Annotated in this window: 18 protein-coding genes and 3 pseudogenes; 6 read left to right on the plus strand and 15 right to left on the minus strand. The window is 63.0% G+C overall.

The features are described from left to right. Positions 1 to 331 (minus strand): annotated as a pseudogene (locus tag P5F91_RS00005) (IS630-like element ISSpo6 family transposase); the annotation flags it as partial. A 164-nt stretch (positions 332 to 495) separates the two neighbouring features. Between P5F91_RS00005 and P5F91_RS00010 the strand changes: the two are divergent. The 3 genes and pseudogenes from P5F91_RS00010 to P5F91_RS00020 all read left to right on the plus strand — a co-directional run bounded on the left by P5F91_RS00010 (position 496) and on the right by P5F91_RS00020 (position 2921). Further along, positions 496 to 1225, plus strand: a pseudogene (locus tag P5F91_RS00010) (leucine zipper domain-containing protein). A gap of 12 nt (positions 1226 to 1237) precedes the next feature. Then, a pseudogene (locus P5F91_RS29840) lies at positions 1238 to 1688 on the plus strand (transposase); the annotation flags it as partial. A 327-nt stretch (positions 1689 to 2015) separates the two neighbouring features. Then, positions 2016 to 2921: a Stf0 family sulfotransferase gene (locus P5F91_RS00020; RefSeq protein ID WP_277906050.1), complete on the plus strand. Its 906-nt coding sequence runs from the start codon at positions 2016 to 2018 to the stop codon at positions 2919 to 2921. Between the two features lie 207 nt (positions 2922 to 3128). On the opposite strand, the gene P5F91_RS00025 is transcribed toward P5F91_RS00020, so the two are convergent. The 9 genes from P5F91_RS00025 to P5F91_RS00065 form a co-directional block, all read right to left on the minus strand. Further along, positions 3129 to 3929 (minus strand): glycosyltransferase family 2 protein, encoded by an 801-nt coding sequence (locus tag P5F91_RS00025; RefSeq protein WP_145612916.1) that lies wholly within the window; start codon positions 3927 to 3929, stop codon positions 3129 to 3131. Between the two features lie 4 nt (positions 3930 to 3933). Next, positions 3934 to 4446: a GtrA family protein gene (locus tag P5F91_RS00030; RefSeq protein WP_277906051.1), complete on the minus strand. Its 513-nt coding sequence runs from the start codon at positions 4444 to 4446 to the stop codon at positions 3934 to 3936. After that, complete coding sequence (locus tag P5F91_RS00035; protein ID WP_145612914.1) at positions 4443 to 5282, minus strand: sugar phosphate isomerase/epimerase family protein; 840 nt, start codon at positions 5280 to 5282, stop codon at positions 4443 to 4445. The genes P5F91_RS00030 and P5F91_RS00035 overlap by 4 nt, the downstream gene beginning before the upstream one ends. Next, on the minus strand, positions 5279 to 6226 hold the full coding sequence (locus tag P5F91_RS00040) for an NAD-dependent epimerase/dehydratase family protein (protein WP_145612913.1): 948 nt from the start codon (positions 6224 to 6226) through the stop codon (positions 5279 to 5281). Before P5F91_RS00040 ends, P5F91_RS00035 begins: the two co-directional genes overlap by 4 nt. 191 nt (positions 6227 to 6417) lie before the next feature. Next, positions 6418 to 7389, minus strand: coding sequence for a glycosyltransferase family protein (locus tag P5F91_RS00045; RefSeq protein ID WP_145612912.1), 972 nt, complete (start codon positions 7387 to 7389; stop codon positions 6418 to 6420). Between the two features lie 12 nt (positions 7390 to 7401). Further along, on the minus strand, positions 7402 to 8517 hold the full coding sequence (locus P5F91_RS00050; protein WP_277906052.1) for an NAD(P)/FAD-dependent oxidoreductase: 1116 nt from the start codon (positions 8515 to 8517) through the stop codon (positions 7402 to 7404). Between the two features lie 57 nt (positions 8518 to 8574). Beyond that, a complete protein-coding gene (locus P5F91_RS00055) occupies positions 8575 to 10071 on the minus strand; it encodes a hypothetical protein (RefSeq protein WP_277906053.1) in 1497 nt (498 codons plus the stop codon). Between the two features lie 263 nt (positions 10072 to 10334). Further along, positions 10335 to 11786: a M20/M25/M40 family metallo-hydrolase gene (locus P5F91_RS00060; protein ID WP_277906054.1), complete on the minus strand. Its 1452-nt coding sequence runs from the start codon at positions 11784 to 11786 to the stop codon at positions 10335 to 10337. Positions 11787 to 11863: 77 nt separating this feature from the next. Then, positions 11864 to 12979 (minus strand): phosphatidylinositol-specific phospholipase C1-like protein, encoded by a 1116-nt coding sequence (locus P5F91_RS00065; RefSeq protein WP_145612908.1) that lies wholly within the window; start codon positions 12977 to 12979, stop codon positions 11864 to 11866. A 328-nt stretch (positions 12980 to 13307) separates the two neighbouring features. Between P5F91_RS00065 and P5F91_RS00070 the strand changes: the two genes are divergently transcribed. Then, complete coding sequence (locus P5F91_RS00070; protein WP_277906055.1) at positions 13308 to 15161, plus strand: DUF885 domain-containing protein; 1854 nt, start codon at positions 13308 to 13310, stop codon at positions 15159 to 15161. Positions 15162 to 15224: 63 nt separating this feature from the next. Here the strand turns inward: P5F91_RS00070 and P5F91_RS00075 are convergent, their stop codons facing one another. From P5F91_RS00075 to P5F91_RS00085, 3 genes are read right to left on the minus strand one after another with little or no spacing between them, the layout of a single operon-like run. Beyond that, positions 15225 to 16727, minus strand: coding sequence for an efflux transporter outer membrane subunit (locus tag P5F91_RS00075; RefSeq protein ID WP_277906056.1), 1503 nt, complete (start codon positions 16725 to 16727; stop codon positions 15225 to 15227). Continuing rightward, positions 16727 to 19903, minus strand: coding sequence for an efflux RND transporter permease subunit (locus tag P5F91_RS00080; RefSeq protein ID WP_277906057.1), 3177 nt, complete (start codon positions 19901 to 19903; stop codon positions 16727 to 16729). Before P5F91_RS00080 ends, P5F91_RS00075 begins: the two co-directional genes overlap by 1 nt. Before the next feature lie 15 nt (positions 19904 to 19918). Continuing rightward, positions 19919 to 21100, minus strand: a complete 1182-nt coding sequence (locus tag P5F91_RS00085) for an efflux RND transporter periplasmic adaptor subunit (RefSeq protein ID WP_145612904.1) — start codon at positions 21098 to 21100, stop codon at positions 19919 to 19921. Positions 21101 to 21332: 232 nt separating this feature from the next. Between P5F91_RS00085 and P5F91_RS00090 the strand changes: the two genes are divergently transcribed. Beyond that, entirely contained in the window at positions 21333 to 22037 is a 705-nt protein-coding gene (locus P5F91_RS00090; protein WP_145612903.1) for a TetR/AcrR family transcriptional regulator, read from the plus strand. Between the two features lie 20 nt (positions 22038 to 22057). Here P5F91_RS00090 and P5F91_RS00095 read toward each other — a convergent pair whose 3' ends face one another. Next, complete coding sequence (locus P5F91_RS00095) at positions 22058 to 22330, minus strand: hypothetical protein (RefSeq protein WP_145612902.1); 273 nt, start codon at positions 22328 to 22330, stop codon at positions 22058 to 22060. A 212-nt stretch (positions 22331 to 22542) separates the two neighbouring features. Here P5F91_RS00095 and P5F91_RS00100 point away from each other — a divergent pair, with 212 nt between their 5' ends. After that, entirely contained in the window at positions 22543 to 23187 is a 645-nt protein-coding gene (locus P5F91_RS00100; protein ID WP_186454927.1) for a TetR/AcrR family transcriptional regulator, read from the plus strand. 61 nt (positions 23188 to 23248) lie between these two features. On the opposite strand, the gene P5F91_RS00105 is transcribed toward P5F91_RS00100, so the two are convergent. Next, entirely contained in the window at positions 23249 to 24103 is an 855-nt protein-coding gene (locus P5F91_RS00105; protein ID WP_277906060.1) for an SDR family oxidoreductase, read from the minus strand. Positions 24104 to 24120: the final 17 nt, after the last annotated feature.

A 24120-nucleotide genomic window follows, 5' to 3' on the forward strand; every position in this document is an offset into this window, starting at 1 on the left:
CTGCCTTCAGCAAAGCCCGCGACAGCGAAGCCGGATGCGCGACAACGCCCGTGGTGGCTGCCAGCTTCGCGGCCAACTCCGGCATCGAGATATCGGCTTGCGCCTCCACCCAAGCGATCAACTGGGGCATATGCTTTGCCAGTTTGCCGTTGCCGGGCGGTCGGCCCTGGCGTCCCGGTTCAATCGAACCGGTAGCCACAACACGCTGCGCCAACTTCACAGCGAAGCTCGCGCTTACACCAAAGTGCCGCGATGCTTCACGGCGGGAATGACCCGCCGCTATCCGGGCCTCAACCCGTTCCCGAAGGTCCTCTGAATACGGCTTGCCCATGATCCACCTCCGACAAAGGTGAATCACATCCAGCGTCTAAAGGGAATCCACCGATTCCGCGTTCGGGCACGATGCTCTAGCTGTGAGTTGCCAATAGGTTGTCCACTCGATCCTGCCGGTGGAAGCTGAGGTTGCGAAGCTTCAGTAATCCTCGGGAGGATCGAGTGAACGTGCACAAGAATGCCCGATTGACGCCAAGGGGTCGAGCCGAGTTGGTTCGGCGAGTGCTCGCCGGCGACGGCGTCCAGGCCGTGGCGACGGCCTTCGGTACGACAGCGAAGACCGTCAGGAAATGGGTTGGTCGGTATCAGGCTATGGGCCTGCCCGGCCTGGAGGATCGATCCTCCAGGCCGCATCGGCTGCGCAAGCCCACACCGCCAGCCGTGGTGGAACAGATCATCGCCTCGCGTCGTCAGCGCCTGGTCGGCAAGCAGATCGCCCAGGAAGCTGGAGTCTCCCGCTCAACGGTCAGCCGTATTCTTCGGGCGGCAAAACTCAGCCGCGCCAAAGACCTTCAGCCGCAAGAACCGATCATCCGCTATGAGCGCGAGACGCCCGGCGACCTTATCCATCTGGACATCAAGAAGTTGGGCCGCTTCGAGAAAGTCGGCCATCGTATCACCGGTGACCGCACGGGCCAGAGCAACAGCCGAGGCGTCGGCTGGGAGTTCGTCCACGTCTGTATCGATGACGCATCACGCCTGGCCTTCAGCCAGATCATGCAGGACGAGACAGCCCATAGCTCCGTCCCGTTCCTGAAGGCCGCAGTCGCCTACTACGCCAGCCTGGCTCCACCGATACAACTGGCATCGACCACACGGCAGCTTAAAATCATTGCCGCCCATCAGCCGTATCGGCCTCGATAGGGACAACCTAATGAGGCTCCACATCTAGCCCGTACCGATGCCGCCCACCATGGCCGACCAACTCGAGCCGTCGCGGTGGGCGGCACATCCGACCGGCGAGGGCACCAAAGGCCTCCGCCTCTACGACTGGGCCCGCTTCCCACTCTCCTGGGCGCATGCCCCGGAATTCGAGCGATGGGTGCTGATCCGGCGCAATCGTCAAGCCCCAGATCAACGCGCCTATTACTTCGCCTTCGCGCCAAAGGGGTACGTCGCTTGCCGAGCTGGCGGCCGCCGCCGGCTTGCGCTGGACCATCGAGGAATGCTTCCAGCGCGCCAAAGATGATCTGGGCCTCGATCACTGCGAGGCGCGTTCGTGGCATGGATGGCACCGCCACATGACCCTCTGCATGGGCGCGGCCGGCTTGCTCGCCCAACTCGCCGCCGATCTGCGCCGATCCGCTTGGAGCAAACCGAACGAAACGAGTCCGGCGCCGGCAATCGCCGCCTGACTGCCCCCCGGCGCTCCTACCGTCCGCTGCAGAGATCCGCTGCCTGCTGGCCAGAACCATACTCGCATCGCCTGCACAACGCTATTCACCATGGCCTGGTCGTACTGGCGAAGACGGCAACAACTCAGCGCCGCTCTCGCCCATTACAAACGGCGAAAAAGACAACTGTAGTACTAGGCGACGGCTTATTCCAATAGGTGTATGTCTTAATATGTAGCCAGATTTGCAAATGAACAGAAAAGCGTAATAGGTGTCTATTTAAAATTACTTTGCCTCTTGCTAGCCTTTCGCCAAAGTGACATAAAAAGATTTTTGTAAGAGGCTGTCATGGTGAGTGAATTAAAGTTATGCGAGCCCTATAAGGCAGTTTTTTGTGACAATAGCACTATTAATCTTGAAACGATAATGAGGCTTAAAAAGCGGTATAAATTGTACATAATATTTATTATTGCTCGATCTGGCAGTACATGGCTAACAGAACTTGCAAAAAATTCAAATGTATTGGGTGTCCCGCAGGAGTGGTTCAATGAGGGATGGATCCAGACAGAAGATCGTGCGTTGGGGTGTTCACCGCCTAAAATAGTCGGGCTCCGTGATATCAACACTTATGCACAGTGGTTAGCTCGGAGCTCTGCTTCTCCTTGTCGGGTCGTAGGCGTGCAATTAAGCTACTATCAGCTGCTGGCTATGCAGCAGCTTGCAAGAGTTCCCTCCAGCGCATTCCGAGACATCACGTTCTTCTACTTGCGACGAAAGAACATTATTGCTCAAGGAATATCGCTTTACAAAAGCGCGTCCAGCGGAGTTTTTCACAGCTATCAAAGTACTGACCACAGTGACGCATATTTGTCCAAAGTTGCTTATGACCCTGACCGGATCAAGGAAACGATCATGGGGCTGTTGACCTGCGAAAGTGGGTTCGAGAAGCACTTCAGCGATCATGACATGACACCCAAGCGCTTCTTTTACGAAGACCTGATGGCGAATCCGCTGAATGTGTTGAACTGGATGGACCGGACGATCACGGGAGTGCTCCATCCCCGGATAAGGACTTTGCCGGCCACCACGGTCCGTCGCCTTTCCAATGCCGGCAGCCTGGCGTGGGAGCAGCAATTCCAGACGGAGTTTCCCGACTTTTGCCAAGAAGTGGACGCACGGCGGTCATCGCTCGACAGCGGTGACGTGAGCGGTCCGCTTGTGGCAGGGCACCTTCCAATTTCCCTGGCCGGATAAAACCCGAAGTCCGGTAGAGCAACCCGCCATGTTTGGCTGGCCGCGTGCTCATGCGGGGCCTGCTCCCGGGCGTTGGGCACCAAGGGGACATGCCGGTTCGCTCCAGACGCCAACCGGCGATGCGCCGGGCGCTCACCGTAGAGGTCGGTCGGGTGGGGCGGCATGGTGTCGCGTCGGCCGTGGCGTCCGCCCTTTTCCCCACGCGCTTCAGGGGTTGAAGCCTCCCGTGGCGGCGCGCCACAGCTCCTCCAGAATGGAAAGCTTGCCTTTGAAGCCGGCAATTTTGGTCGGTGTCGCCTCTCCCACCGGATAACTGCGGCGGACCGGAATTTCGCAGACGCGAAGGCCCAACTGCCCGGCGCGCGCGGTCAGGTAGAAAAGCAGTTCGTATCGCGAGAAAATATCGCGGAACGGGGCGACCCGAGGGTCCAGTAGATAGCGCCGTGAATAGGCACGAAACCCATTCGTCGTGTCGGTGAACCAGTGGCGTCCCGCGATGCTGAGCAGCGGTGCATGAATCAGCCGATTACCGATCGTCCGTTCCAAGGGCGTGTTCTCCGCCTTCCCTCCCGGGAGGTAGCGAGAGCCTTGGACGTAGTCATACCCTTCATCAAGCTTAGCGCACATGCGCCGAATGGCATCGACGCCGTCCTTGCCGTTGCCGTCCATAGTGATGATGCCGCTATAACCGTCAGCAAGGCACCAGGAATAGGCCATCCGCAACTGAGCGCTCAGTTTTCCCGGACCGGTTTTCACCAGTACCGCGCGGATGGGCAGCGTGCGGATGAAGTCGGCGGTGAGCGACCCGTCCGTTGAGCCGCCATCGGCCACGATCACATCGACAGGCGGCAATTCCTCGGCAATCGCCTGCAGCTGCCGGCGGATCCTTCCGCCTTCGTTGATAACCGGGATCACCAGCGCATACCTGTGCCCGCGAGGGCAGAAAAGGTTCACGTCAAACGAGGGGACTTGCCAGCCTTCCTCTTGCCGGCTGGAACGAAATTCCATCGCGCTATTCCCCCAAACTGGATTTGATTCCGGCTCGGCGAAACACCACTAGGCGGCTGAGCAGGTAGTTGACCACGAATGATGCGCCAGCCGCGGCAACGAGCACGGCGAGATTAGCCAAGTGACTGGTTGCCAAGGTATACATGGCCGTAACTAGGCCCAGGCGAACGCACAGGCCAATGAGGGAGGTCATCAGGTAAAGCGATGCCCTTTTGGTCGACAGGCCGTTTCCGCCCTGTCGGGGACGGAATGTCCATAATTCATGGAGAATATAGTTGAAAACCGCGCCTGTCAGCAATCCTGCGGCGGAGCCGACGGTGAGTGACAGCCCGGCAACATTGACGATGATTGAGCCGACCGTGAGATCGACGACCAAGCCACCGCCGATCACCAACGCGAAGCGCATCAGTTCGGGAGATAACAGCGTCGCTGTTCCCGTCGAACCCCTGCCATTGGTGCCTTTTTCCAATGAAATAACGTGGGCATCGGCAGAGGCCGACCGGTCATGATGGCTCAAGGGAGTCCCTCCAAAGTCGCGGCTGCCTTGAGAAGGGCGACGGAGGTGGCGAGCGTTTCTAGCGCGTTTGGCGAGGCCTTCATTTCAATCGAAACCGCCCGATCATAGCCGATAGATTTCAGTGCCGAGAAGACGGCACGCGCGTCTTCTTCATTCATCGGCGCCGGTGCCAAATGCGCGGAGGAAACGTGAACGTGCGAGATGTGCGCCGCCGCTTCTTGCGCGAATGACACAACCTGGTCAAAGGCCTGATTCATATAAAGCGCACCAACGTCGAAATTAAAGGTCACAGCCGCGTGACCTATGTGGCGCACGACTTCCAGAGTCTCTTGGAAGGTCGTCATGAAATTGGTGCCATAGGCGGCGGCGTTCGGCTCCAGCGCAATATGGGTCCGTTTGGCCGCAGCTTGGTCGCCGAGGGGCCGGAAAATTTCAGTTACGGCTGCAAGGACCGCATCCTTCGCTAGACCCGGCGGAATGACGCGCTGCTTGGGCGAGCCAAAGACCAAGTTGGCGATGTGGAGTTTGCCTGCTAGTTCAATGGCCCGGACAAGCCCCTGTTCCAGGCGGCGCCGTGCAGCGGGCTCTCCGAACAGATCGGCGCCCTCGATGCCGAACAGCAGCGATTGCATGGAAACCAGCTGCAGCCCGAAGTGGTCGAGTTCCCTTAGGCGTGCCAGAACGGCCTCCCGAGAGGGAACGAACGGATCAACCTCGTCGGCGAACAACAAGCCTGGGGCGATCTCAAGTCCGGTTATGCCATGATCGCGAAGGATGGCGTAGGCATCCAGGCGCTGCGGATAGGACCACGCAATGTTGGAAACCGCGAGTTTCATGACGCTGCCAGGCTTCTGAAGAAAGTGCTGATGTCGCTCAGAACCGATGCGCGGTCCTGGATGTATCCTCGGCTTCCGCCCAATAAGTCAGCATGGAGGGTCTTCATATCTTCATGATAGGTCGCAGCGTCCGTCCCGCTGAAGGAATGACCGGTCACGAATTGATAGATATCACCGGCACGCAATGGCTCTGGCGCGAGATGTACCACGGGCAGTTCATTTCGGATGACAACACCGATGTCCGACCACAGGCGCGCCAAACCATAATATTGGTAACTGCTATCAGGATTTGTGAAGTTGAGGGCGGTAAAGCCGGCGGTTCTCATCGCGTCAACCAACAGGCCTCGATTCGCGCCGATCAATCGCTCACGCGCGCACCGATACATCGCCAAGCCTTGGTCGAACTCATAAACCGCTTTCAGCAAGCCGACCGCTGCGTGTGGCAGGCGATCGAGCATGTCCTTATAGCGTTCCTGGCTTAGGAAGGAAGGGGCCGGATTCAATATATCGAAGAGGAAGTTTTTTTTCAGGCCGGAGCCAAAGAGCGCGGGTAGGCGCAGGACATGGCACCGCGGGAATAGGGCCGTGCAGGCTTCTTCCAGGAAGCGCCGGTTGCGGCCATAAGCCTTACCTGTTTCGAAGCGGTTGGTGCTTTCATCCAAGCCGACGGGATCGGCGAGAACCGCGATCGTCGAAATAAGGACGAAACGTTCCGCCCGGGCTCGCTCAATATGAGAGAGTAACCGGTAAATGTTTTGGAGGTCGTTTTCCGGGTCCTTATTGGCAGCCCACATCGTAGCAGGGGCCGCGGCGCAGACCAGCACATCAAATTGGCTGCCGTCGAGTTCGGCGATATTCTTGGAATTGAACAGGCCCGCGAAGGTGTGGGCGGCGCCAAGATTTGTTCCAACGAAGCCGGTATGGCCTATAAGCCCGTCCGCCATGGTCCCTCCATTTTAAAATCCGGTTCTGGCCGTGACGGCCTGGCGAGGCACGTAAATTCAATTCCTTGAGGCATGTTCAAGTACCACCCCGACGAGATGGATTGGAACACTCCGCCTTGTCCGATGTGGGGGCGGGCTTGAGTAAGCCAAGCCGTCCATCCTAAGGTGGCATCACGTCCTAAGGACGACGGTTATACGGAATCGGTGAGCACATTTACGCGCTGGTCGTTTACCATAGTCCTGCTGTTCCGTTCTGAAACCACTGCGTATTCCGCAATTCCTCGTCTCTCATCGAGTAGGCGGCCCAGATATTCGCTGATGAAGGCAAGAATAAGGAACAGCAACATGAACTGGATGGACATGAATAGGACGGTCGTTGTCCAACCTTCCATGACCTTTTCTTTCAAAATATTGATCAAAACGCTGTAGCAGGCGAAGATCAGTGCTATTAAGCTGCCCAGCAAACCAATCCCCGACATCCATCGTAGCGGGCGTGATGAATTGAACACCAGAAGATGGAGGAACTGTCGGCAGGCTTGTGGCAGCGACCTGTCCCGGCGAGCCTCAGCCTTTTGTTCGTAGGCTATGGCTTGGGACGGATAGCCGGTCTTTTGAAGGCGAAGATTGAGCTGGTGATGGGAACGCCCGGTATTGATTACCGCGTTGATCGCCCGCCGGCTTACGCATCTGAAGTCAGTTGCGTTTGCGGGCAACTGATAGTCGATGGACGCCAGCAACGGCGACGCGATGCGCCGGCCCAGGCGATACAGCGGGGAAGGCGCCAGAATGGAAACGCCGACGATAATATCGCTCCCGCGCTGACAGGCGGCCACGGCCTCGGCGATCAATTCAAGGGGATCGGCGGCAAGGTCGAACAACAGAACGAAATCGCCGATCGCATTCTCAACGATGGCGGACCGCGCTACGTCGGAAGGCACCGCGAAGGAAAGTTGAATGAAGCGGATGCAGGGGATATTCGAGAGGATATCCGCAGCTTGGGCATCGGATACCTGCTGGAGCACCGGTCCCTGTATGATCACTAGGATCTCGTAGTCGGAATAGAGGGCATTAAGGGTGCGTTGGACGGCCGCCAACTCATCCTTCAGGGAGGGAATCGGACGGTTGACGACGATGCCTGCGGATACAAAGAGTTCACTTTTCACTGTATGCCCCCCTCAAAGCCCGATGCTGTTGACTTCAATCGCTTTGACAACATCATAAACGTTGTCGATTTTCCCCCCTAGGACGCTATGCAGACCGGGCAACCCATGATTGGGGCGAAACAGAATTGGACGGGAATCATCGGTTTCACTTCGCGGCAAAACAGTCTTCACCTCCCACAGGGACTGGCTGTAGCGGCATTCACTCAGGACTGGGATGTAGCGGGCCGCATCCTTGCGCATGGCCTCCCACGCGCTTGCGCCCGGGCGCGCGTCGAAAAGACGACCCTGGGCACCATCGGCGTCGCCTCCTTCGTCCAGCCACTCATAATGCGGGGTGTACCGCACGTGGCTGACTGAATGCAACCCCAGGGCCGGAAACGGCATCACGGAGAAGAATGGTCCGCACATGACCGTTATCCCAGATTGCCGGATTTCGTCTGGCACCTCGACGATGCACATTTCTGTCATTTCATGTTTCAGCGGAATGGGTGGCGCCCCGGAGTTCGCGAGCAGGAAATTGATATTGGAGTAGGTGCAATTGAAAACGTGGGCAGCGGTCAATTCCTCGGCGGATGAGTCGGTGTTCCGTATGCTGACCGCCAGGGCGCCCGCTTTCTGGCGCACGCCTTCCACCGTGGTCCCCAGGCGAATCTCGACGGAGACGGCATTCAATCGCTGAAGCATCGTGTCGCGAAGCGCTGTAGCGTCAAAGGCATATTCCACGGTGGAAAAGCAGGCTTCAACGAAATGGGGGTTGGTAAGCCGACGCAGCCAGGTCGGGGCCACCTCGCAGGGGGCGCCGATTCGCTCACAGAACTTCTGGAACTGGTAGGCGGACACTTTCCCCAAAGGAGAGCCGATCAAATAAAATTTCTGAAAATCCGAAACAACGCAGTCACTATATTCTTGTATGAATCGTGGAAATGAAATCCTGGACCTCAAAGCCGTCAGGACACTGCGAGGGTAATGGTAGCCATTATGAACGCGTGCCTGATTGTGATAAGAGGCACGGCGCATACAATCTTGCTCCCGTTCTACCAGCAGGACGCGGCGTTTCTTCTTGGCAAAATATTCTGAAATGTACATGCCAAAGAAGCCGCCACCAACAATAATTATATCATAATCCATATCGTATCTCTTCAATATTAGTTGCCTAAATTAAACAATATTCCTTAAATATTGGGCTCAGGAATCATATTTATCTTTTCTGAACAAAAAGAAATATTTAGAAAGATTTATATTTTCGGTGTTGGCGAAAATATACAGGAACGCCACGATCGTTGCTGCCACCAGGAAATAAACGTACCTAAAATCGCATGCGATGCCGATCACCAAATAGCTTCCGGCGAAAGCCAAAGCCGATAACAACATGCAAATAATCACAACGTTGCCTTTGGTGGGGCGCCACAACAGATACGCAATCAGTAGCGCGGCGATGACGGCGTAGAATGTTGGGTTCATGAGCGGGCCGCCAAAATAATGCGTACTGTAATTGTAAAGTGCTTGATCCGACGGACGAGTCCCTTCTTTCAACCCAAGGCTTTGGATCAAATCTATCGGCCCGTAGATTCCGACATGAACTGGTAAGCAATGGCTGGGATCGGTTGGGAACATAAGCCATTTAAAAACTGCAATGCGGTGAGCCGCGTACGCGCGGGGGTGACTTAATATGAGCCCCTGCCAAAGGTTGATTGTTTCGGCAGGGGAGAGATGGGAAAAGCCAGAAATCGCGATCTGGGAGCTATGAGGGTTGAGCGGATTGTCGAGCCGTTCTGCCGTGTAGTTCTGCCGGATAGCGTTCTCGAATTTAGCAATATCCACGCCTCTTTCATTTAGCAGAGGCAAATCGAAATCTTCTTCAAAAGCAATGATTCCAGAGATGTCATATCTGGCAAGAACCATTAGCCCAGCCCCGACTACGCTTTCTTGCCTAACAGCCGTAATACGGATCAGTTCGTTTGATAATGAGCAAACTCCCAAGGCGAACAACACGGCGCAAAAGCCGAAACTGACGGAACGCCAAGCCTTTTTGGCCGGACCCGTTGGCGCCACCCGCCTGTATTCCTTCAAGCCAATGGCAAGTGCCACGAATAGGATGACGACAAAACCGTTCTGACGCACCAGAGCGGCAAAGGCCGCAAGGATGCACGTAACCTCATATGCAATAAAGCGCCGCCCCTTTAATGGCCCGTCGACGGTTCCAAGCACGGCAAACGCCAAGATGGCGAGGTTGGCAAATAATACATCTTTCCAAACGATGCCTTGATAGACCAAAACGGGGGGGGTGAAGCAAGCCGCTATCGTAAGCACCATCGTAGGCAGCGGGCGCGCCGCACGGCTAATGAGAAGCGCAAGTGCACCGAAGAACAACGCCATGCTGAAGGCGAGGTAAAGCGCGGTTCCCGGCACGACGCTGTCGGCGACTCCCAGCATGGCTGACATAAGTGGCGGATGCATGCTGAGATAAGTCGCTGTCCGTCCTTCGTTTAATTGGACGATGGAATCGTAAGACAACTGGCCTGGCGCGCTAATTGCCAGGATCACCCCCCATAATAGGACGATGACGCCCAACACCAGACTTGAAACCGGGCGCTGGGCTGATTGCCGATCCAGAATGGCGCCATTAATGCTCATCGGATCGACAGTGCCATTTGCCAGTTCGCCTGATTTCAAGAAATTCATTGGAATACGTCTCCGCTAAAGAATTAAATTTTTTGTCTACAGTCGCGCCAATTGCCGAGAATTGATCTTTAAAACAAATTTTCTGATAGATTTCATATTAAGCGTTTGCGGGGATTTGATAGCACCACCCCGACCACCGTGCAAGCGTGGCCGGCGAAGTGAAGGTCGTGTTCAAGCATGCGTAGACTGGGAAGAGATAGAGAGTTGGCCGTGAATAATCACTAAGCTCCTGATCGGGCGTGTAATTATTCACGTATAGCTCCTCACCCCGCGTACTTCTTCACCACCGCGTACAGGAACTCCCGCCCCTCATAGAGAGACCGGACGCGGATGCGTTCGTTCAGGCCGTGGACGCCGCTGCCGTCCGGGTCGCGGAACATGCCGCTGAGGCCGTAGGTGGCGATGCCGGCGGCGTTCAGGAAGCGGCCGTCGGTGGCGCCGGTGGACTGGGTGGGCACCACCGGCACGCCCGGCCACATCTTGGCCGCCACCTCCTTGACCGGGTCCAGGACCGTGGGCGTCAGGGCCGGGGGAGGGGAGACTGGGCTGGGTTCGCCCACCGCCGTCACCTTGATGGCGGGATCGTCCAGCACCTTAACCAGGGTCTGGCGCACGTTCTCCAGGGGCTGCCCCGGCAGGATGCGGCAGTTGACGTTGGCCTGGGCGTGCTGGGGCAGGGCGTTGGGCGCGTGGCCGGCATTTACCATGGTGGCGACGCAGGTGGTGCGCAGCGTGCTGTTCCAGCCGGCGTCCTGGCTGATGCGCGCGATGGCTGCCGGGTCGGGGTTGTCCTTGGTGATGGCGGCCATGTCGGCTCCCACCGGCCCGCCGATGACCGGGGACAGGGCGGTGAAATAGGCCTTGGTCACCGGGTTCAGCGCCACCGGGAAGTCGAAGGCCGCCAGCCGGTTCAGGCCCGCCGCCAGGTGATAGATGGCGTTGTCCTTGCTGGGCCGGGAGCTGTGGCCGCCGGGGTTGGTCGTCTCCAGCGTGAAGTCCTGGTAGACCTTCTCCCCCGCCTGGATCTCCAGGGCCAGGTACTTGCCGTCCTTGTCCAGCCTGCCGCCGGCCCCTTCGTTCAGGGCGAATTCGGCGTCCACCGCGTCGCGGTTGTGGGCCAGCAGGTAGGCCACGCCGTCGAAGGTGTCGCTGGTCTCCTCGCCGCAGGTCAGCGCCAGCTTGATGTCGCGCTTGGGCCGGAAGCCTTCCTGGCGCAGGCGGATCAGCAGATCGGCGAAGACGGCGGCCATGGCCTTGTCGTCGCTGCTGCCGCGCCCGTAGAAATAGCCGTTCTCCTCCACCAGGGTGAAGGGATCGCGCTGCCAGTCCTCACGCTTGGCCTCCACCACGTCGATGTGGGCCAACAGCAAAAGCGGCTTGGCCGCCTTGTCCGTGCCGGGAAGCACCGCTGCCAGCGCGCCATCCTTGGGCCGGCCATCCGGCACCAGCACGCGCACATCACTTTTCTTCAAGCCGATGGCGACCAGCCGGTTCGCGATGTTCTGCGCCGCCGTCGTGCAGCTGCCGGCCGACAGCGTGGTGTTGGTTTGCACCAACTGCTGGTACAGGTTGCGGAAGGCCACCCAGTCGGGCCGGGTCAGATCGACCTTAATACCTTCCTGCTTTGCGGCCTCCGCCGCGCCGGCGGCACTTCCCAGGGGAAGGCTCAGCGCCGTGCCCAATGCCAACGCCGCCCATCTGCTCGTCTTCTTCATCGCCTGCCGCTTCCAACGTTTATTGTGCGTGGAAGAATAGAGAAGGGTTTCAGGCGCTGGCAAGCGGCCTCCGGTCCCTACCGGTCCAGCGGCCCCACCCCGCACCCATCGCCCGCCGTCACCGGGTTGCAGCGTGCGACGGCCCCACCCGGCAGGCTGACGGCGAAACCGGTGCCGGCCGGTTCCGAGGCCGGATAGTCCGTGCTGATGATCTGCGCCCCGCTGCCCAGCGCCATGTCGCGGCGGCGGGTGTCGTTGGCCCGCGCTTCCTTGGTGTCGGCATCGGACCGGGTGCGGACCAGGTAACCCTGGCGCACCAGGGCGGTGATGGTGTCGCCCGGGCCATCGTTCATTTCGATGAAGGCGGCGTCGGCATCGCCGGGCTGGGCGTTGGTGAAGGCGACGCGGCCCTTCAGGCCGGGATGGCCTTCCAGGTAACGGGCGGTGACCTTCCTCTGGTCCAGCAGGAAGACGACCTTGCCCCGCGCCGCCTCCAGGCTGGGCCAGCCGCGCGTCCGGATGGCGGCGTTCAGGGTCGCGGCATCGCCCCGCACCCCGTCGGGGGTGATGATCTCACCCGCCTTGAACACCGACAGGATCTCCCGGTCCAGGGCGTCCAGGCTGGCCGGTGTCAGCGCCTCCGGCGTCACGGTGGGGAAGGGCAGGGTCAGCGCCTCCTCCTTGGTCTCGATCAGGATGAAGATGGGAACATGGCCGGGATGGGCCCGCGACCAGGCGCGGATGTCGGCCAGGCACGCGGTGAAGGGCTGGCAGGTGCTGCGGTAGTCCACATCCTCCATGTGCATGACCTTGAAGCCCGGCTTGTCCATGACGTGATCGGGGTCGAACGGCGGGTCGGCCGGCAGGCCGGCCTTCGTCACAAGGCCAGGCCCGGCGGGATGGGCGTAAAGCCCGCCCTTGCTGTCGGCGTAGATGTCCAGTTCCACCTGGCGCACCCCGGCCGACAGCTGCGCCGCGAGGGGCTGGTGGTGGTAATCCAGGGCGGCGTACTGCTGGGGATGGGTTTTCTTCCACAACACCGCCTCGTTGGGCGCGATCCCGGCGTGATAGCTGTTGTGGGTGCCAATGACCTGGATCTGGTTCATGGCGATGGCGTTCTCCGGCGCCCTGGTGGCGCAGGCGGTGAGGCCCAGGACGGCGATGGTCAGGGGCAGCAGACGGGGGAAAGGCATGGGAATGGCGTCCTCGAAAGTTCGGGCCCAGGCTTAACCGCGAATGGTTTCAAGGCTATGACGGCTAATGCCGGCGCGGGCTTTGGAGGGGGCGGCCGGCGCACGAGGTCCATTTTCGGCTGCCGGGCCGATTCGGCACCATGCCCGGCGGCCGGTTGACGCCAGCGGTGGTGGTGGGTTAGTCGGCAAACAATTTACAATGGATATAGCCGGTCAGCCGGCCGCGGAACGGAGGGTCGGCCTGTTTGATGGCGGGGCCCGGCTTTCATCCATCAAAAATTTGCGCATACTCTCCCCAAAACAGGGGCATACGCGTTGGGAGAGTTCCATGGTCAATCGTCGCCAGTTCCTGGCCGGCAGTTCCGCTGCCGTCGCCTTGTCCGCAGCCTTGCCCGCGTGGGCGCAAGCTTCCACCCCCATTGGCGCCCCCTCCGGCACTCCGTCCGGTGCCGGCGCCTCCCTGACCGCCTTGCTGGAAACCTTCTTCCAGGAGGATTTGCGGCGCCGGCCCGAGGCCGCGACCAATCTGGGCCTGGACACGGGTGACCTGGCGGGACTGCGCAGCCGCCTGGGCGACCGCTCGGCCGCCGGCCAAGCGGTGGAGCGTGAGGCCGCCGCCAGCCAGATGCGCCGCCTGGCGGGCATCGACCGCCGCAGCCTGAGCGGCATCGACGCCGTGAATTACGATTGCGTGGCCTACGTCCTGTCCAATCGGCTGGAAACCTACAAGCGCTTCGACTTCGGCCGGCCGGGCGAACGGTCCCCCTATGCCATCAGCCAATTGACCGGCTGCTACCAGTCCACGCCCACCTTCCTGGACACCAAGCACCCCATCGCCACCCAGGACGATGCCGAGGCCTATCTTTCGCGGCTGGAGGCCTTCGCCACCGCGCTGGACCACGATACTGAGCGTCTGGACCATGACCGGGGCGCGGGCGTGGTGGCGCCGGATTTCCTGCTGGACACGACCCTGACCCAGATGCGCGCCCTGCGCGTCGATGCGGACAAGTCGGACCTGGTATCATCCGTTGCCAAGCGCGCCAAGGCCAAGGGCATCGAGGGCGACTGGGCCGCCCGTGCCGCCGGCATCTACACATCCAAGGTGCTGCCCGCCCTGGACCGTCAGATCGCGGCGGTGGAGGCCGCGCGCCGGCAGGCGACGCACCACGCCGGCGTCTGGCACGTCAAGGACGGCGACGCCTGGTATGTCGACGGCCTGCGCGCCAACACCACCACCACCCTGTCGCCGGACGAGGTGCACAACATCGGCCTGGACCAGGGCCGGGAGATCACCGCCCGCCTGGACGCCGTGCTGAAGGCGCAGGGCCTGACAAAGGGCACGGTGGGCCAGCGCATCAAGGCGCTGTACCAGGACCCCGCCTCCTTCTACCCGAAGACGGAGGAGGGCAAGGCTCAGCTGATCGCCGACCTGGGCGTGCGCCTTGCCGACGTGGTCAGCCACCTGCCCCAATACTTCTCCACCCTGCCCAAAGCCAAGGCGGAGGTGAAGCCGGTGCCGGCCCAGATCGACGCCGGCGCGCCGCTGGCCTATTACCAGTCGCCCTCGCTGGACGGCAAGCGGCCTGCCACCATCTACTTCAATCTGCACGACACCGGCGAATGGCCCAAATGGGCGCTGCCCTCCACCCTTTACCATGAGGGCATCCCCGGCCATCACCTGCAGGTGGCCCTGGCGCAGGAGACGGCGGGTATTCCCCGCTACCGCTCCAACATGTTCTTCTCCGGCTACGGCGAGGGCTGGGCCCTGTATGCCGAGCAGCTGGCCGATGAGATGGGCATGTACGAGAAGGAGCCCATGGGGCGCATCGGCTACCTGAAGTTCCTGCTGTTCCGCGCAGGCCGCTGCGTCATCGACACCGGCATGCACCACAAGCGGTGGACGCGGGAACAGGCGGTCAAATACATGGTGGACCTGACGGGCGACACCGAAAGCGCCATGACGCGGGAGACCGACCGCTACTGCGCCTGGCCGGGCCAGGCCTGCAGCTACAAGATCGGCCATACCATGTGGGTGCGCCTGCGCGACCAGGCGAAAAAGGAACTGGGGCCGAAGTTCGACATCCGCGAGTTCCACCACGCCGGCCTTTCCTCCGGCAGCATGCCGCTGGACGTGCTATCCCTGGTCATCCAGGACTACATCACGGCACGCAAGGCGGCGTGAGCCCCAGTCGGCGTGAGCCAGGGAAGGGCGCTCGGCCTGTGCCGGGCGGCCCTTCCGGCTGGTTCAGTTGGCGGACGTCTCAGCCGGCACCGTCTCCGACCCGCCCAGCACCTTGAACAGGCTGACCCGGTTTTCCAGTAGCGACAGCTGCACGGCGATCCGGGTCTGCTGGGCGCTGTACAGGCTGCGCTGCGCGTCCAGCACGCTCAGGAAGCTGTCAATGCCGCGGTCGTACCGCTTGGTCGACAGGTCGTAGGTCAGTTGGCTGGACTTCACCAGCGACGTCTGGGCCGCCAGCTGGCGGTCCAGGGTGCCCCGCGCAGCCAGCGCGTCCGACACCTCGCGGAAGGCGGTCTGCACCGCCTTCTCGTAGTTGGCGACGTCGATGTCGCGGTCGGCCTTGGCGATGTCCAGGTTGGCCTGGTTCTTCCCGTTGTCGAAGATGGGCAGGCTGACGCTGGGGCCGAAGCTCCAGGCGCTGCTGCCCGGCGCGAACAGGTCGGTCAGGCCGGCGCTGGCGGTGCCGTAGCTGCCGGTCAGCGTGATCTGGGGGAAGAAGGCTGCGCGGGCGGCGCCGATGTTGGCGTTGGCGGCCTTCAGCGTGTGTTCCGCCTGGCGGATGTCCGGGCGGCGCAGCATCAGGTCGGCCGGTAGGCCCGCCGGCAGGTCGCCCAGCACGTCCTGATCGTCCAGGCTGGCGCCCTCGATCTCCGCGTCGGACAGGGGCGTCCCCACCAGCAGTTCCAGGGCGTTGCGGTCCTGGGCGACCAGGCGGGTGTACTGCTCCAGATTGGCGCGGGCGGTGTCCACGGCCGTCTGCGACTGCGCCAGGTCCAGGGCCGAGCTGCTGCCCCGGTCGAACATGCGCTTGTTGCGGTCATACGTTGCTTGCTGGGCCTTCAGTGTGTCCTGGGTCAGGGTCAGCAGCTGACGATCCGACACCAGGGTCAGATAGGCGTTGGCCACCTCCGCGATCAGGGACAGGCGGGTGCCCGCCGTGGCCTCCGTCGTCGCCAGGTACTGTTCCAGCGCCTGCTGCGACAGGCTGTGCACCCGGCCGAACAGATCCAGCTCATATGAGGTGACGCCCACCTGGACTTGGCTGGAATTGTAGGTGACGCCCTTGGTGCTGGATCCGGACGCGCCGGCGGACGCCCCTTGCGCCCCCAGGGCCGAGATGGGCGTGCGGGCGCGGGTGGTGCTGCCGCTCAAGTTCAGCTGGGGCAGGGTGGCCGCGTCCTGGACGCGGTATGTCGCCCGCGCCACCTCGATGTTCAGCAGGGCCACGCGCAGGTCGCGGTTGTTATCCAGCGACTTCTGGATCAGGGCCTGCAGCCGGGGGCCGCGGAACACGGCCTTCCAGCTGTCGAGACCCTGTAGGGGAGAGGACGCGGTGGTCCCTTGCGCGCCCGCCGCCTCATACGCCGGCCCGGTGGGCCAGGCGTTGGGGACGGGGCTGCCCGGCCGGGTGTAGTCCGGCGCCAGGGAACAGGCGCCCAGGGACGCGGTGGTCAGCAGCAGGGCGGTGATGGCCGCGATGCGCTTGGGGGTCGAAAACACGGTCATCACGGATGTCCTGCGGTGTCGTGCCCCGGGGTGGCGGGAGCGGGCGTGCCCGAGGCGGGGGTGCCGGGGGCGGGCCGCTTGCCGAAGCGCCGGAGGACCGAGACGAAGAAGACGGGAACGAAGAAGATGGCGAGGAAGGTGGCCGACAGCATGCCGCCCATCACGCCCACGCCAATGGCGTTCTGCCCGCCCGAGCCGGCGCCGTTGGCCACGGCCAGCGGCAGCACGCCCAGGATGAAGGCGAAGGACGTCATCAGGATCGGGCGCAGGCGCTGCTTGGCGGCGATAGTCACCGCGTCGATCAGCTCATGCCCGGCCTCGTACTGTTCCTTGGCGAACTCCACGATCAGGATGGCGTTCTTGGCGGCCAGCCCGATGGTCGTCAGCAGGCCCACCTGAAAGTAGACGTCGTTGCTGAGGCCCCGCAGCGTGGCCGCCAGCACCGCGCCGATGACGCCCAGGGGCACCACCAGCATGACCGCGAAGGGGATGGACCAGCTTTCATACAGGGCCGCCAGGCAGAGGAAGACGACGGCCAGGGAAATGCCGTAGAGGGCGGGGGCCTGCGAGCCGGCCAGCCGTTCCTCGTACGACAGGCCCGTCCATTCGAAGCCGAAGCCCGTCGGCAGCTTGGCCGCCAGCTTTTCCATCTCCGCCATGGCCTGGCCGGTGGTATGACCGGGGGCGGGCACGCCCTGGATATCGCGCGACGACACGCCGTTGTAGCGCTCCAACTGGGGCGAGCCGTATTCCCAATAGGCGTTGGTGAAGGTGGAGAAGGGCACCATCTGGTTGGCCGACCCGCGCACGTACCAGCGGCTGATGTCGCCGGGCAGCATGCGGAAGGGTGCGTCCGCCTGGGCGTAGACCTTCTTGACGCGACCCTTGTCGATGAAGTCGTTGACGTAGGCCGAGCCCCAGGCGGTGCTGAGCGTGGTGTTGATGTCGCTGATGGACAGGCCCAGCGCTTCCGCCTTGGTCTGGTCGACCTTGACGCGCAGCTGCGGCACATCCTCCAGCCCGTTGGGGCGGACTTGCGCCAGGATGGGGTTCTGCGCCGCCATGCCCAGCAGCTGGTTGCGCGCGGCCATCAGCTTCTCATGGCCCAGGCTGGCCCGGTCCACCAGTTCGAAATCGAAGCCGGTGGCGTTGCCCAGTTCCAGCACGGCGGGCGGCGTCAGGGTGTAGATCGAGGCGTCGCGGTAGGCCGCCAGCTTCATCATGGCGCGTTGGGCGATGGCGCTGGCCCGCTGCTCCGGCTTGGTCCGCTCCGACCAGTCGCGCAGGTTCACGAAGGCGAAGGCGGAGTTCTGGCCGCGGCCGGCGAAGCTGAAGCCCACCACCGTGAACAGGCCCTTCACGTTATCCTTTTCGTCTTCCAGGAAGTGCTTCTCCATGGCCTTGGCGGCGGCCAGCGTGCGCTCGGCGGTGGCGCCGGGCGGGGTGGAGGCCTGGACGAACAGGAAGCCCTGGTCCTCGTCCGGCAGGAAGGCGGTGGGCAGGCGCACGAACAGCAGCACCAAGCCCACGACGATGACGCCATAGACCAGCAGATAGCGCAGCGTGCGCCGGCTGACATGGCCCACCGCGCGGCCGTAGGCCTCGCTGGTGCGGTTGAAGCCGCGGTTGAACCAGCCGAAGGGGCCGCTCTCCACGGCGCCGCCGCCATGATGGGCCGCGGGCTTCAGCAGGGTGGCGCACAGGGCCGGGGTCAGGATCAGGGCCACCAGCACCGACAGGCCCATGGCCGACACGATGGTCAGCGAGAACTGGCGGTAGATGGCGCCGGTGGAGCCGGAGAAGAAGGCCATGGGCACGAACACGGCCGACAGCACCATGGCGATGCCCACCAGGGCGCCGGTGATCTGGCCCATGGACTTGCGCGTGGCCTCGCGGGGGGACAGCCCCTCTTCCGCCATCACGCGCTCCACGTTCTCCACCACCACAATGGCATCGTCGACCAGCAGGCCGATGGCCAGCACCATGGCGAACATGGTCAGGGTGTTGATGCTGAAGCCGCAGGCCGACAGCACGCCGAAGGTGCCCAGCAACACCACCGGGACGGCGATGGTGGGGATCAGCGTGGCGCGCCAGCTTTGCAGGAAGACGAACATGACGATGAAGACCAGGACGACGGCCTCGGCTAGCGTCTCGACCACGTCATGGATGGACAGGCGCACGAAGGGCGTCGTGTCGTAGGGGTAGGAGACCTCGAGCCCCTCGGGGAAGAAGGGCTTCATCTCGTCCAGCTTGGCGATGATGGCCTTTTCCACCTGCAGGGCGTTGGCCCCCGTGGTCAGCTTGATGGCCAGGCCGGCGGCCGGGTGGCCGTTGAAGCGGGCCGCGACCTCATAATTGTTGCTGCCCAGCTCCACCCGCGCCACGTCGCGCAGGCGCACCTGCGATCCGTCCTGGTTCACGCGCAGGATGATGTTGGAAAACTCCTCCGGCGTCTCCAGGCGGGTCTGGGCGATGATGGTGGCGTTCAGCTGCTGGCCCTTCACGGCGGGCAGACCACCCACCTGGCCGGCGGAAATGGCCTTGTTCTGCACGCCGATGGCGCTGGTCACGTCCGCCGCCGTCATCTGCACGGCGGCCAGCTTGTTCGGGTCCAGCCAGATGCGCATGGCATGCTGCGGCCCGAACAGGGTGATGTCGCCCACGCCGTCGACGCGGCTGATGGGATCCTGCAGGTTGGACGCGACGAAGTCGCCGATTTCCGTTTCGCCCAGCTGACCGCTGGGGGAATAGAAGGCCAGCACCATCAGGAAGTTCTTGGTGGCCTTGCTGACCTGCACGCCCTGCTGCTGCACCTCGGTCGGCAGCAGCGGCGTGGCCAACTGCAGCTTGTTCTGCACCTGCACCTGGGCGATGTCGGGATCGGCCTCGGGGTTGAAGGTCAGGGTGATGGTGACGTTGCCCGAGCTGTCGCTGGTGGAGGACATGTAGCGAAGATGGTCGATGCCATTCATCTTCTGCTCGATCACCTGGGTGACCGTGTCTTCCAGCGTCTTGGCCGACGCGCCCGGATACGTGGTGGTGATGGCCACCGACGGCGGGGCGATGCGGGGGAACTGCTCAATGGGCAGGGTGTAGATGGCCAGCGCGCCCGCCATCATGATGACGATGGCGATGACCCAGGCGAACACGGGCCTGTCGATGAAGAACTTGGACATGGGGATGGCCCTGCCTTACAGCGGCTGCGGGGTGGCGGGGGCGGCCGCCTTGGGCTGGGCCTCGTCCGCCTTGACGTCCGCGCCGGGGCGCAGGCGCTGCAGGCCCTCCACCACCACGCGGTCGCCGGCGTTCAGGCCGCCGGTCACCACCCACTTGTCACCCTGGGCCTGGGTGGTGGTAACGGGGCGGATGGCGGCCTTGTTGTCCGGGCCCACCACCCAGACGGTGGTGCCGCCGTCGGCGCCACGCACCACGGCCTGCTGGGGCACCAGCATGGCCTGGTCGCGCACGCCCTCCTCCACCCGCGCCCGCACGAACAGGCCCGGCAGAAGTTCCGCCTTGGGGTTGGGCACGGTGGCGCGCAGGGTGACCATGCCGGTGGTCTGGTCCACGGTCACATCAGCGAACTGCAGGCGGCCGGGCTCGCCATAGGGCTTGTCGCCCAGGCCGTCGATCAGCAGGCTGATGGGCGCGTCGCCCGCCGTGGCGCCCTTCACATGGCCGGCGGCGATCTCCTGCCGCAAGCGCATCAGGTCGACGCTGGACTGGGTGACATCGACATACATCGGGTCCAGCTGCTGCACGGTGGCCAGCGCGGTGGTCTGGTCGGCCGTGACCAGGGCGCCCTCCGTCACGGTGGACCGGCCGACGCGGCCACTGATGGGGGAATAGACGCGGGTGTAGTCCAGGTTGATCTGGGCCGTCTTGACCTGGGCCCGGGCGGCGTCCACCGCCGCCTGGTCGGTGGCCAGGCTGGCCGTGATGTCGTCGTAGTCCTGCTTGGATACGGCGTTGACCGTCACCAGGTCGCTGTAGCGCTCCGCCTTGGCCTTGACCGACTTCACGGTGGCCTCGGCCTGGGCCAGGCTGGCCTTGGCGCTGGCCAGCGCCGCCTCATAGGGGGCGGGGTCGATCTGGTACAGCTGCTGGCCGGCCTTGACCTCGCCGCCCTCGGTGAACAGCCGCTTCAGGATGACGCCGCTGACCTGCGGACGCACCTCCGCCACGCGAAAGGCGGAGGTGCGGCCGGTCAGCTCGGTCGACAGGGTCACGGGCTGCGGCGTCACGGTGACGACGCCCACCGAGATGGGCCCCTGCGGGGGTGGCGCCTGCTTTTTCTCACCGCAACCGGCCAGCGCCACCGCCGCCACCGACAGCGTCGCCACCAAGGCCACCCTAGGAATAGTGAGCGTCATCAAATGCCTCTTCCACCGAAAGCCAGCCCCGTCCCGTCACCCCGTTCAGTTGGCGGCCAAAACGCGTTTCAGCCGGGACAACCTGGGGGTGGCAAGGGAACGGGGAAAAAGATAGGCAAGAGTGCAAGGAACAGAAGCCTCGCCCTTGCCTGATGACAATTACGTACTGTATCATACAGTACAGTCCTGTGACGGGCGTCACCGGGGCCTTTGATTAAGCTATGAAAAAACGATGACCATCCCCGCCAGCGCCCCCTTGCCCACCTTGACCGATATGTCCAATGCGCCGACCCAGGTGTCCCCGGCCGCCGATGCGGCGCCCGCCCCCAAGCTGGGCCGCCGGGCGGAGGCGCGGCGCGTCGCCATGATGGACGCCGCGCTGAAGGTCTTCATGGAAAAGGGGTTCGAGCGTGCGACCCTGGGCGACATTGTGGCCCTGTCCGGCGGATCCCGCGCCACCCTCTATGAGCTGTTCGGCGGCAAGGAGGGGCTGTTCCTGGCGGTGCTGGAGGTGGTGACCGGCCACATCAGCCAACTGATGAACGACATCGCCGAAAGCTGCGGACCGCCGGAGGAGGTGCTGACACAGTTCGGGACCTCGCTGCTTGAGGCGCTGGTGCAGCCCGACGTCATGGCCATGATGCGCATACTCGTGGCGGAGGGGCGATTGTTCCCCGACCAGCTGGAAGGCTTTTTCCGCACGGGGCCGGACCAGTCGCGCGAAATGGTGGCCAACTACCTGCGCCGCGCGGCCGACCAGGGGCTGATCGTGGTGGATGATCCCGTCACCGCTGCCCACATTTTCTTCGGTATGGTCACGGCCGGGTATTCGTTCGAGGGCCAGATCAACCCGGCCCGCCTGGGCGACGCCGCCTATCGCCGCACCTACGTCCAGCGGGTGGTGCACCTGTTCCTGCACGGCCTGTGCCCGCGCTGACGTTCCGTCGGTGGCGGGCGTCAGCCGTGCTGGCGGCGCTGATTCAGCTGGATGAACAGGACCCCCAAGGCGGCGACGGCGGCGGCGAAGGGCGCGCCGATGATCCACACCATCAGGAAGACGTACTGCGAGACATTCAACAGCAACAGGACCAGGGCCAGCAACACGATGGCGCCCAGGGCCGCGATGGCCATGGACCAGCTTACGATGGACAGGCAAGCCACCGTGGGGTCGCTGGTGTCGACGCTGACGATTTCCCCGTCGTCGGTCGGACTGTCACTGGCGCTGCTCATGTCGCATCCAGTCCTTTTGTCTCCCGTCTATGAAGTTTATCACTCCGACACGTAGAATCCAGGGGCTGCCGGGCTATACCTGCGTATGGATGTAGGTATCCGGGGAAGGGTGGGGCGCGATCGGCCTTGGCGTTCCGGTACCGGACGCGGTAGTCATGGGGCGCAGTAGGCGCCGCGCCGTTCTTCAACCCCCTTGCCGACCCCCGTGCCCCGTGTCAGACACAGCCTCCGACGTCCCTCTCGCCTCCGGCCCGACCTCGGGCACCACCCTGAGCGGCCGGGCGGCGGCCATGCGCATGCGGCTGATGCAGGCGGGGGCCGAGCTGTTGGGCGAGGTGGGGATCGAGCGCATCTCCACCAACCAGGTGGCCAGCCGCGCCGGCGTGACACCCCCCGTCTTCTACCGCCATTTCAAGGACAAGTACGACCTGCTGGCGGCCCTGGGCAGCACCCTGATGGAGGCCCAGAACGACATCCTCTATGAGTGGCTGGAGCGCAGCGCGCCCGCCGGTTTTGAAGAGCTGATGGGGGCCCACTACCAATTCCTGCTGTCCACCATCCAGGCCACGGCCGAAATGCCGGGGGCGGTGTGGATCATGCGGGCGCTGCGCGCCGTGCCCTCGCTGACCGCCGTCCGACTGGCCTCGCACGAGATGGTCACCGACCGCATCTGCCGCGCCATGGGCCCGCTGTTGCCCGAGATGGACCCGGCCGAATTGCGCCTGCGCACCCGCATCGCCGTGGATGCCGGCTACGCCGCGGTGGAGATGGCGCTGGACGACCCCAGCATGTCGCCCGAAAGCGTCTGCCGCGCCCTGACGCAGATGTGGTTGGGCGGCCTGCGCCACGGGGTGTGAGGCCGCAGTGTGAGGCCGCCCGGCACTCAATCCATTATCTCTGGCCCACTATCTCGGCCCATTATTTCGGCATGAAACGCTCACGCATCAGGGCCATGTAGACCTCCTCCGACGTCTCGCGGCGGGCAGCGATCAGCGGCTTGATGTCGTCCGTCGCCACATAGCGCAACTGGTTGGCTCCGTCGGTCGCGGCGGTGTAGATCACCTCCGCCACGCCATCCGGCGTGGTGCCGGCCAGGGAATTGCGCCAGCCCTCGAAGAAGGCGTCCAGCTTGGCGACGAAGGGGCGATAGTCGGTCAGATCCGCCTGGGCCCCCGCCTCCGTGCCGCTGCGCGGGCCGAAGTTGGTGCTGGTCACGCCGCCCGGTTCCACCAGCTTCACCGTCACGCCCACGCTGGCGAGCTCGAAGGACAGCGCCTCGGAGTAGCCCTCTAGGGCGAACTTGCTGGCGCAGTACAGGGACATCAGGGGCAGGCCGAAGGCGCCCGCGCCGGAACTGATGTTGATGATGGTGCCGGCGCCGTTAGCGCGGAAATGGGGCAGGACGGCCCGGGTCACGTCCATGACGCCGAAGACGTTGACCTCGAACTGTTCGGTTATCTTGGCCATGGGCGTGGCCTCGAACACGCCGAACAGGCCGAAGCCGGCGTTGTTCACCAGCGTGTCGATGCGGCCGAAGCGGCGCAGCCCGGCCTCGACGGCGGTGGCGATGCTGTCGCGGTCCTGCACATCCAGGCGGACGACCTGCACATTGTCCAGGGTGGCCAGGCCGGGATCGCGCGTCGGGTCGCGCATGGTGGCGATGACGTTCCAGCCGCGCGCGGCGAACAGCCGGGCGGCGGTCTCCCCGAAGCCGGACGAACAGCCGGTGATCAGGACGGTCTTGGCCGGGGTGCTGGGGTTGGCGGTGCTCATGGTCTCTTTTCTCCGTG

This window comes from Nitrospirillum amazonense, from assembly GCF_029594735.1.
Classification (GTDB): Bacteria; Pseudomonadota; Alphaproteobacteria; order Azospirillales; family Azospirillaceae; genus Nitrospirillum; species Nitrospirillum amazonense.